Source organism: Mesorhizobium sp. (assembly GCF_005063415.1).
Classification (GTDB): domain Bacteria; phylum Pseudomonadota; class Alphaproteobacteria; order Rhizobiales; family Rhizobiaceae; genus Mesorhizobium.
In genome coordinates, this window is sequence record NZ_SUEG01000128.1 from 1 (window position 1) to 14,277 (window position 14,277).

The 14,277-nt window shown below is 63.7% G+C and carries 15 protein-coding genes and 1 pseudogene; 8 read left to right on the forward strand and 8 right to left on the reverse strand.

Annotated elements, in window-relative coordinates:
• Nucleotides 1–130, reverse strand: a pseudogene (locus E5W70_RS25090) (keto-deoxy-phosphogluconate aldolase); the annotation flags it as partial.
• A 170-nt stretch (nt 131–300) separates the two neighbouring features.
• On the opposite strand from E5W70_RS25090, the gene E5W70_RS25095 reads away from it, so the two are divergent.
• Nucleotides 301–1,221 carry a rhodanese-related sulfurtransferase gene (locus E5W70_RS25095; protein WP_292663547.1) on the forward strand — a complete coding sequence of 307 codons (921 nt, stop codon included), beginning with the start codon at nt 301–303 and terminating at the stop codon, nt 1,219–1,221.
• A 22-nt stretch (nt 1,222–1,243) separates the two neighbouring features.
• On the opposite strand, the gene E5W70_RS25100 is transcribed toward E5W70_RS25095, so the two are convergent.
• Entirely contained in the window at nt 1,244–1,603 is a 360-nt protein-coding gene (locus E5W70_RS25100) for a nuclear transport factor 2 family protein (RefSeq protein WP_292663549.1), read from the reverse strand.
• Nucleotides 1,604–1,881: 278 nt separating this feature from the next.
• On the opposite strand from E5W70_RS25100, the gene E5W70_RS25105 reads away from it, so the two are divergent.
• Both E5W70_RS25105 and E5W70_RS25110 read left to right on the forward strand, forming a co-directional pair.
• Nucleotides 1,882–2,628: a tellurite resistance TerB family protein gene (locus E5W70_RS25105; protein ID WP_292663550.1), complete on the forward strand. Its 747-nt coding sequence runs from the start codon at nt 1,882–1,884 to the stop codon at nt 2,626–2,628.
• Nucleotides 2,629–2,851: 223 nt separating this feature from the next.
• Nucleotides 2,852–3,607 carry an SDR family oxidoreductase gene (locus tag E5W70_RS25110; protein WP_292663553.1) on the forward strand — a complete coding sequence of 252 codons (756 nt, stop codon included), beginning with the start codon at nt 2,852–2,854 and terminating at the stop codon, nt 3,605–3,607.
• Nucleotides 3,608–3,630: 23 nt separating this feature from the next.
• Here E5W70_RS25110 and E5W70_RS25115 read toward each other — a convergent pair whose 3' ends face one another.
• Nucleotides 3,631–4,011, reverse strand: a complete 381-nt coding sequence (locus E5W70_RS25115) for a YciI family protein (RefSeq protein ID WP_292663555.1) — start codon at nt 4,009–4,011, stop codon at nt 3,631–3,633.
• A 36-nt stretch (nt 4,012–4,047) separates the two neighbouring features.
• A complete protein-coding gene (locus tag E5W70_RS25120) occupies nt 4,048–5,232 on the reverse strand; it encodes a pyridoxal phosphate-dependent aminotransferase (protein ID WP_292663557.1) in 1,185 nt (394 codons plus the stop codon).
• 83 nt (nt 5,233–5,315) lie between these two features.
• Between E5W70_RS25120 and E5W70_RS25125 the strand changes: the two genes are divergently transcribed.
• From E5W70_RS25125 to denD, 4 genes are all read left to right on the forward strand, one after another.
• Nucleotides 5,316–6,002, forward strand: a complete 687-nt coding sequence (locus E5W70_RS25125) for a GNAT family protein (RefSeq protein ID WP_292663559.1) — start codon at nt 5,316–5,318, stop codon at nt 6,000–6,002.
• 116 nt (nt 6,003–6,118) lie between these two features.
• On the forward strand, nt 6,119–7,102 hold the full coding sequence (locus tag E5W70_RS25130; RefSeq protein ID WP_292663561.1) for a cation diffusion facilitator family transporter: 984 nt from the start codon (nt 6,119–6,121) through the stop codon (nt 7,100–7,102).
• 63 nt (nt 7,103–7,165) lie between these two features.
• On the forward strand, nt 7,166–7,372 hold the full coding sequence (locus E5W70_RS25135; RefSeq protein WP_031211377.1) for a hypothetical protein: 207 nt from the start codon (nt 7,166–7,168) through the stop codon (nt 7,370–7,372).
• Between the two features lies 1 nt (nt 7,373).
• Nucleotides 7,374–8,351: a D-erythronate dehydrogenase gene (gene denD / locus E5W70_RS25140; protein ID WP_292663565.1), complete on the forward strand. Its 978-nt coding sequence runs from the start codon at nt 7,374–7,376 to the stop codon at nt 8,349–8,351.
• A 25-nt stretch (nt 8,352–8,376) separates the two neighbouring features.
• Here the strand turns inward: denD and E5W70_RS25145 are convergent, their stop codons facing one another.
• The 4 genes from E5W70_RS25145 to E5W70_RS25160 form a co-directional block, all read right to left on the reverse strand.
• A complete protein-coding gene (locus E5W70_RS25145; RefSeq protein ID WP_292663577.1) occupies nt 8,377–9,537 on the reverse strand; it encodes a nickel/cobalt transporter in 1,161 nt (386 codons plus the stop codon).
• Nucleotides 9,534–10,202: a DUF1007 family protein gene (locus tag E5W70_RS25150; protein WP_292663567.1), complete on the reverse strand. Its 669-nt coding sequence runs from the start codon at nt 10,200–10,202 to the stop codon at nt 9,534–9,536. The genes E5W70_RS25145 and E5W70_RS25150 overlap by 4 nt, the downstream gene beginning before the upstream one ends.
• 86 nt (nt 10,203–10,288) lie before the next feature.
• Entirely contained in the window at nt 10,289–11,188 is a 900-nt protein-coding gene (locus E5W70_RS25155; RefSeq protein ID WP_292663569.1) for a LysR family transcriptional regulator, read from the reverse strand.
• Between the two features lies 1 nt (nt 11,189).
• Complete coding sequence (locus tag E5W70_RS25160) at nt 11,190–12,389, reverse strand: amidase (RefSeq protein WP_292663571.1); 1,200 nt, start codon at nt 12,387–12,389, stop codon at nt 11,190–11,192.
• A gap of 562 nt (nt 12,390–12,951) precedes the next feature.
• On the opposite strand from E5W70_RS25160, the gene odc2 reads away from it, so the two are divergent.
• Complete coding sequence (gene odc2 / locus E5W70_RS25165; RefSeq protein ID WP_292663573.1) at nt 12,952–14,085, forward strand: ornithine/lysine decarboxylase; 1,134 nt, start codon at nt 12,952–12,954, stop codon at nt 14,083–14,085.
• The last annotated feature ends 192 nt before the right edge of the window (nt 14,086–14,277 follow it).

Consider the following 14,277-nt stretch of genomic DNA (forward strand, 5'->3'; position numbering starts at 1 on the left):
CGCCGGCAGGCCGCCGCGGGGCCAGCGCGCGGGCCAGCGGCACCGCGTCGGCGGGATTGGCGATCTTCAGCACCGGTATGACCGGCTGGCCGTTGAGGAGCGACAGGAGCTTTTCGGTCGTGCTGGGCATTCGTCGTCTCTCCTCTGTTGATCAAGTCGACCGGTTAGCAGAAGGCGGTTTTTCTGTCCACGAAACGCGGCGTGTCGCGATGTCACGCGTGGTGTTCGAAACGCACCCGCGGTCAGACCGCTCCCGGCTCTGCCTTGATCCGGCTGTCGTGAGCGTTTAGTGGCTTGGTGATGACACCGTCCAGCCAAGCCGTCCGTGTTGCCGCGCTTTACCGCTTCGCCCGGCTCGACACCTTCGAGGCGCTGCGCGCGCCGCTCGCCGCCTTCTGCTGCGCACGCGGCATCAAAGGCACGCTGCTGTTGGCGCGTGAGGGCATCAACGGCACGGTCGCCGGCAGTGAAGCGGCTATCGCGGCGCTCATCGGTCATCTCGAATCCATCGACGGTCTCGCCGGCCTCGAGATCAAATACAGCAGCGCCGCAACGATGCCGTTCCACCGCATGAAGGTGCGGTTGAAGCGCGAGATCGTCACCATGGGCGTGGAGAATATCGATCCGGCGGCAGGTGCAGGCACCTATGTTGCGCCAGCTGACTGGAACGCACTGATCTCGGATACAGGCACCATCGTCATCGACACGCGTAACGCCTACGAGGTGTCGCTCGGCACCTTCAAGGGCGCTGTCGATCCCGCCACCACCAGCTTCCGCGAATTCCCGGCCTGGGTCGAGCAGCATCGGCATGAGCTCGAGGGGCGCAAGGTCGCGATGTTCTGCACCGGCGGCATACGCTGCGAGAAGGCGACGGCCTATGTGAAGTCGCTCGGCTTCGAGGATGTGTTCCACCTCAAGGGCGGCGTTCTGAAATATCTCGAGGACGTCCCTGCCGAACAGAGCCTGTGGCAAGGCGAATGCTTCGTCTTCGACGAGCGCGTTTCGGTATCGCACGGGCTGCTCGAAGGCGAGGCCGAACTCTGCCGCGCCTGCCGGCATCCGCTGGCGGCAGAAGACCGGCTGTCGCCGAAATATGCTACCGGCGTCTCATGCCCGCATTGCTTCGATGCCCGCTCGGACGAAGATCGCTCCCGTTACGCCGAGCGCCAGCGACAGGTCGAGCTGGCGCAAGCACGCGGCGACCGCCACATCGGAAGTTAGCTTCACGTCGATCAACTTCACGTTAAGCAACAGAGAAGCGATCGATGACCCACAGCCATGTCCCGTCGTTCTGCCGGCGCGCGACCTCGGTAGTGATCGTGCCGTCGGGAAGCCGGGTCGAGGTGAGCGCCAGGTCGCCATTGATGACAGCCGGACGCTGATCTCCGGATTGAAATTTTCGGCCGGCTGCGGTGATCTCCGCGAACAGCGTTCGGATGGCTTCGCGGCCGAACGTCAGTTGTCCGCCACCGCTGTCGATGACTGCATGCGGCTCAAAAAGCGCGGCCATGCCGTCAATGTCTCCGACCCACTGCCGCGAAATCAGCAGGCGCTCCAGTTCCTGGGGGTCGTGTGCCGGTTCGCGGTCTGTCTCATCGGTCATGCCAGGCTCCTCTCAAGCGACATGCCGCGACATTAGTCGAAGTCGGGGGCGGTTTCGACACGTCCAATGTCCAGAGCGTCGCGTGTTTTTTTGGGCGCGGAAGGAGGCTGCAGCACTTTGATTTCCGCGTGAAATCCCAGCAGATGTCGGTGCGAGGTCATGCGTGGCAGCGGGCAAAAGCATGCACCCCGTCATTGTAATGTCAAACTGCGGGACCTAGGTCTTCGACGTCCAAACCTGCCCGCGCACCTTCGGCCGGGCCAATTCTGGAGGCATAGATGTTCGATCCCAAGAAGCTCCTCGACGATCTGCTCGGCTCGCAAGTTCCCGGTACCGGATCGACTGTCCGCGACAAGGCAGGGCAGGCGGTGCAGATGGCCAAGGACAATCCGCTTGCCGCCGGTGCGCTGGCCGCGGTGCTGCTCGGAACCGGCCCAGGCCGTCAGGTCACCGGTGCGGCGGTGAAGCTTGGTGGGTTGGCTGCGATCGGCGGCCTCGCCTACAAGGCCTACCAGAACTACAAGAACGGCAACGCGCCGGCCGAGCAACAAGCTGCCGGCGAACCGGAATTGCTGCCGCCGCCGGCCGATACCGCCTTCCATCCGTCGCAAGCGCCGCAGGGCGAAGACGAATTCACGCTGACGCTGGTCAGGGCGATGATCTCGGCGGCGAAGGCCGACGGCCACGTCGATGACGAAGAGCGGCAGAAGATCGCCGGCAAGCTCAGCCTCGCCGGCGTCGGCGCCGAAGCGGAGAAATTCCTGATATCGGAACTGGAGGCACCACTCGATCTGGATGTGCTGATCGCCGGAGCCAAGACCGATGCGCAAAAGCTGGAACTCTACACCGCCTCGCGTCTTGCCATCGATCCGGACACGCGGGCCGAACGCGGCTATCTCGACCTGCTTGCCGGTCGTCTCGGCCTGCCGGACGCGCTGGTCGATCATGTCGAGGCGACAGTGACGGCGGCGAAAGTGCCGGCAGCGGGCAGCACGGCCAAGCCGGTGACCGGTTCGCGCTGGTAGGTTGAAGGTAGGGCGGCGGAGACCCGGTGCGCCGTTGGCGTTAGCTTCTCGTTAATCCGGTGGGCGCATGATTCAGGCAGTCGAATCGGCTTTCCTCCTCCCAAGCCCGGTTCGGATCAGGGGCGGTCGCCAATGGCCGCCCTTTTTGTGAGCACAGGCTTTGGGCCGGCTTGCCATGGTTCCCGTCATTTGCGATGGCTCATCCCTTTCAGGGAGTACAGCCATGACCGACTATAAAACCGCCATAGTCACCGGCGCCGGCACGGGCATCGGCAAGAGCGTCGCCACGGCGCTGCTCAAGACCGGCTGGAACACGGTCTTCTGCGGCCGCCGCAAGCCGGTTCTGGAGGAGGCGATTGCCGCGGCCGGGCCGACGCAGGCCAAGGCATTGGCCTTCGCCTGCGACATCAGCAAGGCCAATCAGGTCGACGATCTGTTCGAGACGGTGGCTGCGGCTTTCGGGCGCGTCGACCTGCTCTTCAACAATGCCGGCACGAGCTACAAATCGACATTGATCGACGATATTCCGGTCGACGTGTGGAACGACATCGTCGGGGTCAATCTCACCGGCTCGTTCCTGTGTGCTCGCGCCGCGTTCGGCGCCATGCGCAGGCAGCAGCCGATGGGCGGCCGCATCATCAACAACGGCTCGGTATCGGCCTATGCGCCACGGCCGGGCTCGGTGCCCTATACGGCGACCAAGCACGCCATCACCGGGCTGACCAAGACGCTGGCGCTGGACGGCAGGCCCTTCGACATTGCTTGCGGTCAGATCGACATCGGCAACGCGCTGACCGACATGGCGCAGGCGATGACGGTCGGCGTGCCGCAAGCCAACGGCACCATTGCCGCCGAAGCGGTGATGGATGTCGAGCGCGTCGCCGATGCCGTCCTCCATATGGCCAGCCTGCCGCTCGACGCCAACGTGCTGTTCATGACCGTGATGGCGACCAAGATGCCGTTTGTCGGGCGAGGCTAAATTAGTCTCAACCCGGTCCTAAATCAGGGCCGCGTGACCGGAAGCGGCACGCCGGGTAAATAGAGCGAAATCGGACGGATTTCGTAGATCGCGGTCGGATTGACGCGGCGAAGATCGCGCGCAATGTCGATAGCGGCGTCACGGTTGGCGCAGTCGACGACATAGAGTCCCAGCAATTGTTCCTTGGTCTCGGCGAAGGGGCCATCGATAACCATTCCGGTGCCTGGCCCGCGCAAGGTGCAGGCGTCTTGTGTCGCGCCGAGCCGCGCCGCCGGCCCAAGGGTGCCTTGCCGGTAGAGCCGATCGTTGATCTGGAGAAGATCGGTCATCAGCGCCGCATCCTGCTCAGGCGTCAGTGCCGTAATCGCTTCTTCCTCGTGATAGGCAAGAATGGCATAGAACATCTGGCGTCTCCTTTCGTCCGTCGTGTACCGCCGTCCTCACTTCGCCAGGAACGCCTCGATCCGCTCCAGCGCGCGCAGGATGTTCTCCTCGGAATTGGCGTAGGACAGCCTGACATAGCCTTCCCCGAGAATGCCGAAATCGGGGCCGCCGATCAGCGCCACGCCGGCATCCTCCAGCAGCGCCGAGGCGAGTTTCTTGGCCTTCCAGCCGGTCTTGGAAACATTGGGGAAGGCATAGAAGGCGCCTTTCGGCGTGATGCATGAAATGCCGGGCAAGGCATTCAACCCCTCGACCACGACCCTCCTGCGGCGGTCGAAGGCGCGCATCATCCTGTCGACGTCGTCCTGCGGGCCGTCGATGGCGGCTATGCCGGCATACTGGCTCGGTGCGTTGACGCAGGACCAGCAATTGACCGCCAGCTTGCGCACCTTATCGTAGAGATGCGCGCCCTTGTCGCCGTTCGGCCAGATCGACCAGCCCATGCGCCAGCCGGTCATCGCCCAGGTCTTCGACCAGCCGTTGAGCACGATCAGCCGGTCACGGATCTCGGGGAAGGCGAGGAGCGAACAATGCGTCTCGCCGTCATAGGTCATCACATCGTAGATCTCGTCGGAGAGGATGGCGACGTCCGGGTGTGCTTCCAGCCCTTTGACCAGCTTCTCGATCTCGGCTCGCGGCGTGACGCCGCCGGTCGGATTGGCGGGCGAGTTGAGGATCAGCAGCCTGGTCTTCGGCGTGATCAGCGCCAAGGTCTCCGCGGCGGAAAAGGCGAAGCCGTTTTCCTCGCGCATCGGCACCGGGATGGGGGCAGCACCGGTGAACTCGATCATCGAGCGGTAGATCGGAAAGCCGGGATCGGGATAGAGAATTTCAGCACCCGGCTCGCCAAACATCAGGATTGCCGCGAACATGGTCGGCTTGCCGCCGGGCAGGATCATCACCGCTTCCGGCGAGACTTCGACGCCGGTGGTGGCCAGCGTACGGCGGACCACCGCTTCACGCGTCGCCAGCAGACCGTTGGCCGGCGTATAGCCGTGATGGCCGTCGCGCAGCGCCTTGATCGCGGCCTCGACGATATGCTGCGGCGTCTTGAAGTCGGGCTGGCCGATGCCGAGATTGACGATATCGCGGCCCTGGTGGGCAAGTGCCGTGGCGCGCGCCAGCACCGCGAACGCATTTTCCTCGCCGAGGCGGTCGAAGGCCGAAATCGTGTGGAGCATTTTTCCCGTCCGTGTGGTTCTTTCAGCGAGCGTGCGTTTTTGTGAGCGTCCGCCCGCAAAAGTCAAACGGATTGGAGTTTTCGGTGTCGGAAAATCTCAAGAATTGGCAGCCGCGCCCGCGGCCCGGACGCAAGGTGCTGGAGGGCCGCACTGTCAGGCTGGAGCCGCTCAACGCCGAAAAGCACGGCGACGGCTTATTCGAGGCCTCGTCGGTGGCCGATGCCGGCGATCGCTTCGCCTGGCTGTTCGACTACCCGCCGCAGACCCGCGCCGACTTCCAGCCATGGCTGGACAAGGCCGAAGCCAGCGATGACCCGCTGTTCTTTACCGTCATCGACAAGACCAGCGGCAAGGTCGCCGGGCGCCAGACGCTGATGCGTATCGACGCCACCTACGGCGTCATCGAGATCGGCAACATATATTGGGGCCCGCTGATCTCGCGAAAGCCGGCGGCGACGGAAGCGCAGTTCCTGTTCATGAAGTATATCTTCGACGAGCTTGGGTACCGCCGTTACGAATGGAAATGCAACAATCGCAACGAGCCGTCGAAGCGCGCGGCGGAACGTTTCGGCTTCAAATTCGAGGGCATTTTCCGTCAGCATCTTGTGGTCAAGGGCGAAAACCGCGATACCGCGTGGTATTCGATCATCGACAAGGAATGGCCTGATCTGCGCAGAGCCTATGAGGCGTGGCTCGATCCGGCCAATTTCGACAGCGATGGCCAGCAGAGGCGGCGGCTCGAGGATATTCGCGCCGAGTTCGGCGCCTGACCATGGTCCCGAAAAGTGGATGCCGGTTTTCGGACAAGATCATGGTCAAACAAGAAGACAGAGCCTCCATCCCGGTTCTGCCGGGATGGATCAGGCTCTAGCAAGGGCTACATAGAATGGCGCATACCCACGACCACGCTGCGCAAGGGCATGACGACAGCCATGGCGCGGGTCATGTGCACGGCTCGACCGACAAGAAGCGCGTGCTGATCGCTGCCTGCCTGACCGCCGGCTTCATGGTTGCGGAGACGCTGGGCGCCATCTTCACCGGCTCACTGGCGCTGCTGGCGGATGCCGGCCATATGCTTGCCGATTGCGTCGCGCTCGGCCTTGCCTGGTATGCCTTTCATCTTGCAAGCCGCCCGGGGACCGTGCGCCTCACCTACGGCTTCGGCCGGGTCAAGACGCTGGTCGCCTACACCAACGGCATCGCCATCTTCGCCATCGCGCTGTGGATCGTCTACGAGGCTTGGGGCCGCTTGCAAGCGCCGGCTCCGGTGCTCGGCGGGCCGATGCTGGTCGTGGCGGTCGCCGGCCTGCTGGTCAATCTCGGCTCGTTCTACGTGCTGCATGGCGGCGACCGCGGCAGCCTGAACATGCGCGGCGCCATGCTGCACGTGCTCGGCGACCTGCTCGGCTCGGCGGCGGCGATCGTCGCGGCGCTGGTGATCCTGGCGACGGGCTGGACGCCCATCGATCCGATCCTGTCGATCCTGGTCTCGCTGCTGATCCTGTCCACGGCCTGGTCGCTGATGCGCGAGGCAGCTCACGTCCTGCTCGAGGGTGTGCCGGCAAGCCTCGACCGCGACCTGATCGCGAGGGACATCGAAGGCTCGGTCAAGGGCGTGCGCGAGGTGCATCACATGCATGTCTGGTCGCTCGACGGCTCCAGCAACATGGCGACGTTGCATGCCTGCCTCAATGAGGGCGTCGACGCGCATATGGCGGTCAGCGCGATCAAGAAGCGACTAGCAGCAGAACATGGCATAGCCCATGCCACGGTCGAACCGGAATTCGGCCAATGTGCCGATAGCCATGAGCATGATGAGGAGCACGAGCATGCGCATGATACGGCACAACACCGTGGCCACTATCACTGACTTCGGGAGTTCCTGGGCATTGGCAACGATCAACATGAACTCCCGCTACTCTCGGGCCGCGTAATGGACCGCGACACCCGCAATGCGGCGATCGGCGCTGCCTGGATTTTGCTGCTGTTCGGCATCGCAGCTTATTATCTCCCAACCGTGATGCTGGCGGTCGGCAAGGTCTCGACGGTGCTTGCCGGCGTCGTCGCCGCGATCTTCATGGTGGCAATCTTCGTCGTGTTCTGGCTGCGTAGCCGCAGCCAGCGCAAAAAAGGAAAATGACATGCGCATTCTGATTACCGGCGCGGCAGGCATGGTCGGCCGCAAGCTCATCGCCAGGCTGGCCAAGGACGGGACACTCGGCGGCCGCAAGATCGGCGCGTTCGACCTTCACGACATCGTGCCGCCGCAGGCGCCGGTCCTCGACGGCGTCAGCATCGGCGTCCACACCGGCGATCTTGCGGCGCCGGGCGCGACGGCAAATCTGGTCGCGCCGCGCCCTGACGTGATCTTCCATCTCGCCGGCGTGGTGTCAGGTGAGGCGGAGGCCAATTTCGATCTCGGCTATCGCGTCAATCTCGACGGCACAAGGGCACTGTTCGATGCCATCCGTTTGGCCGCCTATACGCCACGCGTCGTCTTCACCTCGTCGATCGCCGTGTTCGGCGCGCCGTTTCCCGACATCATTCCGGACGAGTTCCACCCGACGCCCTTGACGTCCTACGGCACGCAGAAGCTGATGGGCGAGGCGCTGCTTGCCGACTATACCAGGCGTGGCTTCTTCGACGGCATCGGCATCAGGCTGCCGACCATCTGCGTCAGGCCGGGAAAGCCGAACAAGGCGGCCTCAGGTTTCTTCTCCGGCATCATCCGCGAACCGCTGAGCGGCCATGAAGCGATCCTGCCGGTGCCGCGCTCGGTCGTCCACACACACGCCAGCCCGCGTTCGGCGGTGAATTTCCTGATCTATGCGGCTCAGATCGACAGTGCCGCCGTCGGCCCGCGCCGCAACCTGACGATGCCGGGCGTCGCCGTCAGCGTCGGCGAGCAGATCGAAGCGCTGGAACGCGTCGCCGGCGCCAGGGCGGTGAAACTGATCCGCGAGGAGCCCGACGAGACGATCTGGGCGATCGTCAAGGGCTGGCCGACACGCTTCGAGGCGCGGCGCTCCAGGGAGCTTGGCTTTGCCGCCGAAACAAGCTTCGACGACATCATCCGCGTCCATATCGAGGACGAGTTGGGTGGCAAGATCCCTAGTTAAGGCGCCCTGATCGGACGCAACGAGGTCAGGCGCCAGTCAGGCTGGCCGAAAGCAGCAGCAGTCCGAACAGGAAGACGAAGGCGGCGCCGCCGATCTCGACGAAGGAATGGATGCGGTTGCCCATGCGGCCGTCGCCGGCGAAATACACCGCCCAGTTCTTCGCGGTGACCGCAAGCGTCGCCAGCGCCGAGACAGTGATTGCGGTGCCGAGCGCCATGGCCAGCACCGACAGGATGCCGCCAAACCATAGGCCGTTGAGCAACGCGAAGCTCAGGACGATCAGCGCGCCGGAACAGGGGCGGATGCCGACGGCAGCCACCGCCGACCAGGCCGTGCGCCAATCGAAGCGATCGCCGGAAAGCAGCGCCGGGTCGGGCGCATGCGAGTGCCCGCAGGTCTCGCAGACCTCGCCCGCCGCATGGCTGTGGTGATCGTGTGCGGCATGGGCGTGGTGGTGGTCGTGGGCGCCGTGATCGTGATGGTCATGCGCATGGTCGTGGTGGTCATGCGCATGAAGCGCGTGGGAATGTGCCGCATGGGCATGCGCGGAATGTGAATGGCCGGCATGTGAATGGCCGGCATGGGCAGCCGAGAGGCTGTAGCCGGGATTTGCGCCGAACAGGCGCAGGATTGCCGGACCAGCCTTGCGCCACAGCAGCCAGGCGCCGAACAGGGTGACAAAAACATAGCTCATGATTTCGAGGAACCATGCGGCGTCGGTCATCGATATCGCGGTGCCGCGCAGCACGAAATAGGCGAGCAGCATCACCACGATCGCGGTCAGCGCCTGCAGCAGGGCCGAGACGAAGGACAGCATGATGCCGCGACGGAGCGCCACTTCATTGGCCACCATGTAGGATGAGATCACCGCCTTGCCGTGACCGGGGCCGGCAGCGTGGAAAATGCCATAGGCAAAGGACAGGCCGATGAGCAGCCACATCTTGCTGCCGTCCTGGCGCATCGCCTTCATCGCGCCGGCAAGCGCATGATAGAATTCCTGCTGGCGCAGATTGATCCACATCAGGATGTGGGCGAACGGGCTGGTGGCGGTTGGAGCCATGCCGTCATTGGTGCCAATGCCGAGCGAGCTCTGGGCGTGGGCGGAGCCGAGAAAGTGCGTCATCACAAAGGCGGCGGCCAGAAGACCGACTGCCAAACGCAGGGACGGTTTCGTCACTGGATCTATCCTTCCGGCTGACAGGTCAGTTCAAGCTTGGTGGCAAAGATCTTGCTCATGTCGGTGCCCGTCGGATCGTTGAAGAACGCGTCGGTCAGGGTCTTCTGGTTCTGGGCGATCGCCTCATCCGGATTCGGGCGGACAACCTTGCTGGTGCAGGTCGGCGGCAATCCATCGACCTGCAGATGGGCATCCTCGGTGAAATCGATCGCGGTGTAGAAGGTCGGGTCGTACACCCCGATGTCGATCTTGCCGCTGAGCTTGATCGGCGCCTTCGGTTCAGATTCGAACAGGATGATCAACTGGTCGTTGTCGAAATTGGCCATCAGCTGCGGCGGCGGGGTCATTGCCACGTCCTTGCCGTCGACGGTGACGAGCTGGAAATAGTTGAATTCGGCAAGCGAGGCATGGACGGTGTCGGCAACATCCTTCAACTCCTTATCGTCGAGCTTCAGGTCGGAATTCTTGTCGAATTCCATCATCACAGTGCTCGAAAACAGATCGTCGAAGCGCCAGACATGGCGCAATGCCTTCACAGTTTGGTGATCCGGGCTAAGGACCACTTCGAGGCGGGCCTCGGCAAAGACGTGGGGATGCACCTCAGCCGGTCCGACGGCGGCAAACGTCGCGGTCAAGGCCGAAGCCAGCATGATTGCTTGCCGTTTCAGGTGCATTCTCGGTCGCGATTCAATCGGCTTCGGTGAATTGCCGACAGTTACCAGAAAGCGGGCGAAAATGGGACCGCAACGCGGCTGAAAGCTCATGCGTTGTCCAGCGTCTTGAACCACTGCACCAGGAAGTCGACGAAAACGCGAACCTTTGCAGGCAGATAGCGCCGGTGCGGATAGACGGCGAAGATGCCGCCGCCGGGCAGGATGCGGTCATCGAGCGCAGTCACCAGCCTGCCGTTTTCAATGTCGGGCGCGGCGATGAAATCCGGCAGGATGGAAAATCCCAATCCAGCCACGGCAGCGGCCCTTGCCGCCATCGGGCTGTTGACCTCGATCGGGCCGGAAACCGAAACGCTCACCGTATCGCCGCTGTCGCCCTTGAACGGCCAGTTGGTGAGCCAGCGGCCATTGGTGTCGATGATGCAAGGCACGCGGGCAAGGTCTTGCGCCCTGACCGGCATGCCGTGCCTGGCGATCAGTTCGGGAGACGCGCAAAGCCGTACCGAAAATGGCGCCAGACGCCTGGCGATCAGTGAGGAATTTTCCAGCCGCGAAATGCGCACCGCCAGATCGAAGCCCTCTTCGACCAGATCGACGAAACGGTCGTCGAGATGGATGTCGAGCACGATGTCGGGATGCTGCTTGGCGAAATCGATCAGCGACTGGCCGATCGGCGCGTCGGCAAAGGTGCGCGGCGCAGACAGCTTGATCCTGCCGCGCACGTCACCGGAGGATTCGCGCACCGCATCGGCAAGGCTATCGACCTCGCGCACGATCTCCGAGGCGCGCCGGTAATAGGTGTGGCCGGCCTCGGTCAGGGAGAACTGCCTGGTGGTCCGGTTGAGCAGCAGCGCGCCGAGTTCGTCCTCCAGCTCGCGCACATATTTCGACAACAGCGCCTTGGAGCGGCCGATCTTGCGCGCCGCCGCCGAAAAGCCTTCGGCCTCGACGACATCGATGAAGGCACGCATGCGGGTCAGCGTATCCATGTCATGCGCCTCCTTGGTGGGCTGAAAGGATGCGGGCGGCCAGCGCAATCAGCTGCCGGTCGCTGTTCTTCGGACCGAGCAGCGAAAGGCCGAACGGCGCCCCGTCGACCTTGCCGAGCGGCAGCGTGATTTGTGGAAAACCGGATAGGCCGGAAAGGCAGAGCAGTCTCAGCGCGCGCTCGCGATAGGTCTGCAAATCGTCGAATGACGCGGCCTTGAGCGGCGCGGCACCCGGAGCGGTCGGCAGCACAAGAACGCCGTCGTCGCCAAGCAGGTCGGCAAGTTCGAGGCGAAACGAAACGCGACGTTCCGTTTCACGTTGCGCGGTTGCCGCGTCGACGGTCGCGCCGTGCTCGAAACGCTCCTTGACCCCGGGTCCCAGCATGCGGTCGCCGCCGGCGATCCAGGCGCCGTGACTTTGCCAGGCTTCATAGCCTTGCAGCTTGCGGAAGCACCAATAGAGATCGTCGGTGGAATGCGACAGCGGGCCGACGGTGCGCGGCGTGCCCAGCACCGAAGCGACACTGCGGACCATGGCGCGATATTCATCGGCCTCGTGCGGGCCGAGCACGAGGCCGTCAAGCGCATCGAGGGCGACGGGGCGTCTCAGTTCGTGGGAATGCGGATCATCGCCGAGTAGGACCGTGCCAACCTTTTCGTAGGTGACGATGTCGCTTGCGAACCAGCCGAACGTGTCCAGCGAAGGGGCTAGCGGCATGGTGCCGTCGAGCGGGATGCGGCCATGCGTCGTCCTCAGGCCGACCAGGCCGCAGAAGCTTGCCGGCGCACGGATCGAGCCGCCGGTGTCGGACCCGGTGGCGATGTGGGCAAGCCCGCCGGCAACCGCCGCGGCAGAACCCGAGGATGAGCCGCCGGTGACCCGGTCGGGCGCCGCCGGATTAACCGGCGACGGGAAATGCGCGTTCAGCCCCAGCAGGGAAAACGCCAGCTCATCGGTCTGCGTCTTGCCGACGAAGCGCGCGCCCGAATCAAGCAGCGCCTGGACGGCCGGCGCGGTCGCCATGGCCGGCGAAGCCTCCCTGTATTTCTGCGGATTACCGCAGCCGGTGCGATAGCCGGCGACGTCGAAGATATCCTTGACGGCCAGCCGCAAGCCGGCAAGCGGGCCGGATTGCGCATTGGTAACAGGGACTTGATCAAGGTCGAGAAAAGCGTTCAGCGGGCCGCGAGTGCCTGTCATGCGTTCGATATCCGAATGTGCTTGCCGCAGCATTGTTCTTCCGGTTGCCGCACCATTGTTCGATGCCACAAATTTTACAACCTGCCATACGATTTTTATTGATTGTGAAATCTTTCGATCTTATATCGCGCTTGCCCAAAGTCGCACGTGCCTGTGGGTGTCCGCCGATCCTCGAATGGTGAGGGCAATCGGTAAGGTAACTGGAGCCAACCCCTCCAGTCGGTTTAGCGGCCAACCGCCAACCGAGGACACCTTGAAGCAACGACGGTGCGGGCCTTTCTGGTGTTCTGCCGGTCGTCCAAAGACCGGGGTTACTGAAGAGGCACACCTTCATTGCCGGCAGTGCGGACGGGTCTCCCATCCAAGCCAAGGCAGACAAAGCGAACCGAGGCCGGGCAAGGCCAAGGTTCACCGCCGCGAGACGGCGCTTCATGGTTCCGGGGTCTCCACCGGCTGGTTCCATGGATTTGACGTCCCGCCTTTGTCCACCGCGTGTTCGCGAGGCCGAGAGCCCGCGTCCGCAAGCCTTTGTGCGCGCCGAAAGGCGCTGATGGAGAGACCGATGGCTACCCAGCGCATCCTTGACTTCCTCGCTACCCGACGTCCGAACGGTCCGTGCCTCGTCGTCGACCTCGATGTCGTGCGCGACAATTTCCGCGCCTTCGAGAAGGCGCTTCCCGATTCCAGGATCTACTATGCGGTGAAAGCAAATCCGGCGCCGGAAATCCTGCGCCTGCTTGCTGCGATGGGCTCGTCCTTCGACACCGCTTCCGTTGCCGAAGTCGAGATGGCGATGGACGCCGGTGCGCCGGCGGACCGCATCTCCTTCGGCAACACCATCAAGAAGGAGCGCGACATCCAGCGCGCCTACCAGCTCGGCATCCGGCTGTTCGCGGTGGATTGCGTCGAAGAAGTCGAGAAGATCGCCCGCGTCGCTCCCGGCGCCCGCGTGTTCTGCCGCGTCCTGACCGACGGCGAGGGCGCCGAATGGCCGCTGTCGCGCAAGTTCGGCTGTGTGCCGGCGATGGCGGTCGACGTGCTGCGCCATGCCAAGGCACTCGGCCTCGACGCCCATGGCGTGTCGTTCCATGTCGGCTCGCAGCAGACCGACCTGACCGCCTGGGACCGCGCGCTCGCCGACGCCAAGAAGGTGTTCGCGACGCTGGCCGACGAAGGCATCGTGCTGAAGATGGTCAATATGGGCGGCGGCTTCCCGACCCGCTATCTCAGGGATGTGCCGGTGGCGCAAGCCTATGGCCAGGCGATCTTCTCGGCGCTCAGGAAGCATTTCGGCAACGCCATCCCCGAGACGATCATCGAGCCGGGCCGCGGCATGGTCGGCAATGCCGGCGTCATCAAGTCGGAGGTCGTGCTGATCTCGAAGAAGGCCGACAACGACAATGTGCGCTGGGTGTTCCTCGACATCGGCAAGTTCGGCGGTCTCGCCGAGACCATGGACGAGGCGATCCGCTATCCGATCGTCACCGCCCATGACGGCAGCGAGACCGCGCCTTGCGTGCTCGCCGGCCCGACCTGCGATTCGGCGGACGTGATGTACGAAAAGACGCCGTACCCGCTGCCCTTGTCGCTGACCATCGGCGACGAGGTGCTGATCGAGGGCACCGGCGCTTACACCACGACCTACGCCTCGGTCGCCTTCAACGGCTTCGAGCCTCTCCGATCCTACGTGATCTGACGGTTCGAAAGAACCGATCGGATCATCCCGAGGTGGGCGCCTGTCGCCCGCCCGGGCTCGCCTGTGGAACAATCCGCTCGTGAAGGATCGCGGAAATGGACGTTTTGGATTTCATTGTTGAAGGCGCCGCGGGCGTAATCTCCCCCCTTGAGGGGGAGATGGCCACGAAGTGGCCAGAGGGGGTCGTCTCAG

Excerpts from the sequence above, each read along its gene's own strand:
- E5W70_RS25105 (WP_292663550.1), top strand. The coding sequence starts at position 1,882 with ATGTTCGATCCCAAGAAGCTCCTCGACGATCTGCTCGGCTCGCAAGTT.
- E5W70_RS25130 (WP_292663561.1), top strand. The coding sequence starts at position 6,119 with ATGGCGCATACCCACGACCACGCTGCGCAAGGGCATGACGACAGCCAT.
- odc2 (WP_292663573.1), top strand. The coding sequence starts at position 12,952 with ATGGCTACCCAGCGCATCCTTGACTTCCTCGCTACCCGACGTCCGAAC.
- denD (WP_292663565.1), top strand. The coding sequence starts at position 7,374 with ATGCGCATTCTGATTACCGGCGCGGCAGGCATGGTCGGCCGCAAGCTC.
- E5W70_RS25160 (WP_292663571.1), bottom strand. The coding sequence starts at position 12,389 with ATGACAGGCACTCGCGGCCCGCTGAACGCTTTTCTCGACCTTGATCAA.
- E5W70_RS25150 (WP_292663567.1), bottom strand. The coding sequence starts at position 10,202 with ATGCACCTGAAACGGCAAGCAATCATGCTGGCTTCGGCCTTGACCGCG.
- E5W70_RS25120 (WP_292663557.1), bottom strand. The coding sequence starts at position 5,232 with ATGCTCCACACGATTTCGGCCTTCGACCGCCTCGGCGAGGAAAATGCG.
- E5W70_RS25155 (WP_292663569.1), bottom strand. The coding sequence starts at position 11,188 with ATGGATACGCTGACCCGCATGCGTGCCTTCATCGATGTCGTCGAGGCC.
- E5W70_RS25100 (WP_292663549.1), bottom strand. The coding sequence starts at position 1,603 with ATGACCGATGAGACAGACCGCGAACCGGCACACGACCCCCAGGAACTG.
- E5W70_RS25110 (WP_292663553.1), top strand. The coding sequence starts at position 2,852 with ATGACCGACTATAAAACCGCCATAGTCACCGGCGCCGGCACGGGCATC.
- E5W70_RS25135 (WP_031211377.1), top strand. The coding sequence starts at position 7,166 with ATGGACCGCGACACCCGCAATGCGGCGATCGGCGCTGCCTGGATTTTG.
- E5W70_RS25115 (WP_292663555.1), bottom strand. The coding sequence starts at position 4,011 with ATGTTCTATGCCATTCTTGCCTATCACGAGGAAGAAGCGATTACGGCA.
- E5W70_RS25095 (WP_292663547.1), top strand. The coding sequence starts at position 301 with ATGACACCGTCCAGCCAAGCCGTCCGTGTTGCCGCGCTTTACCGCTTC.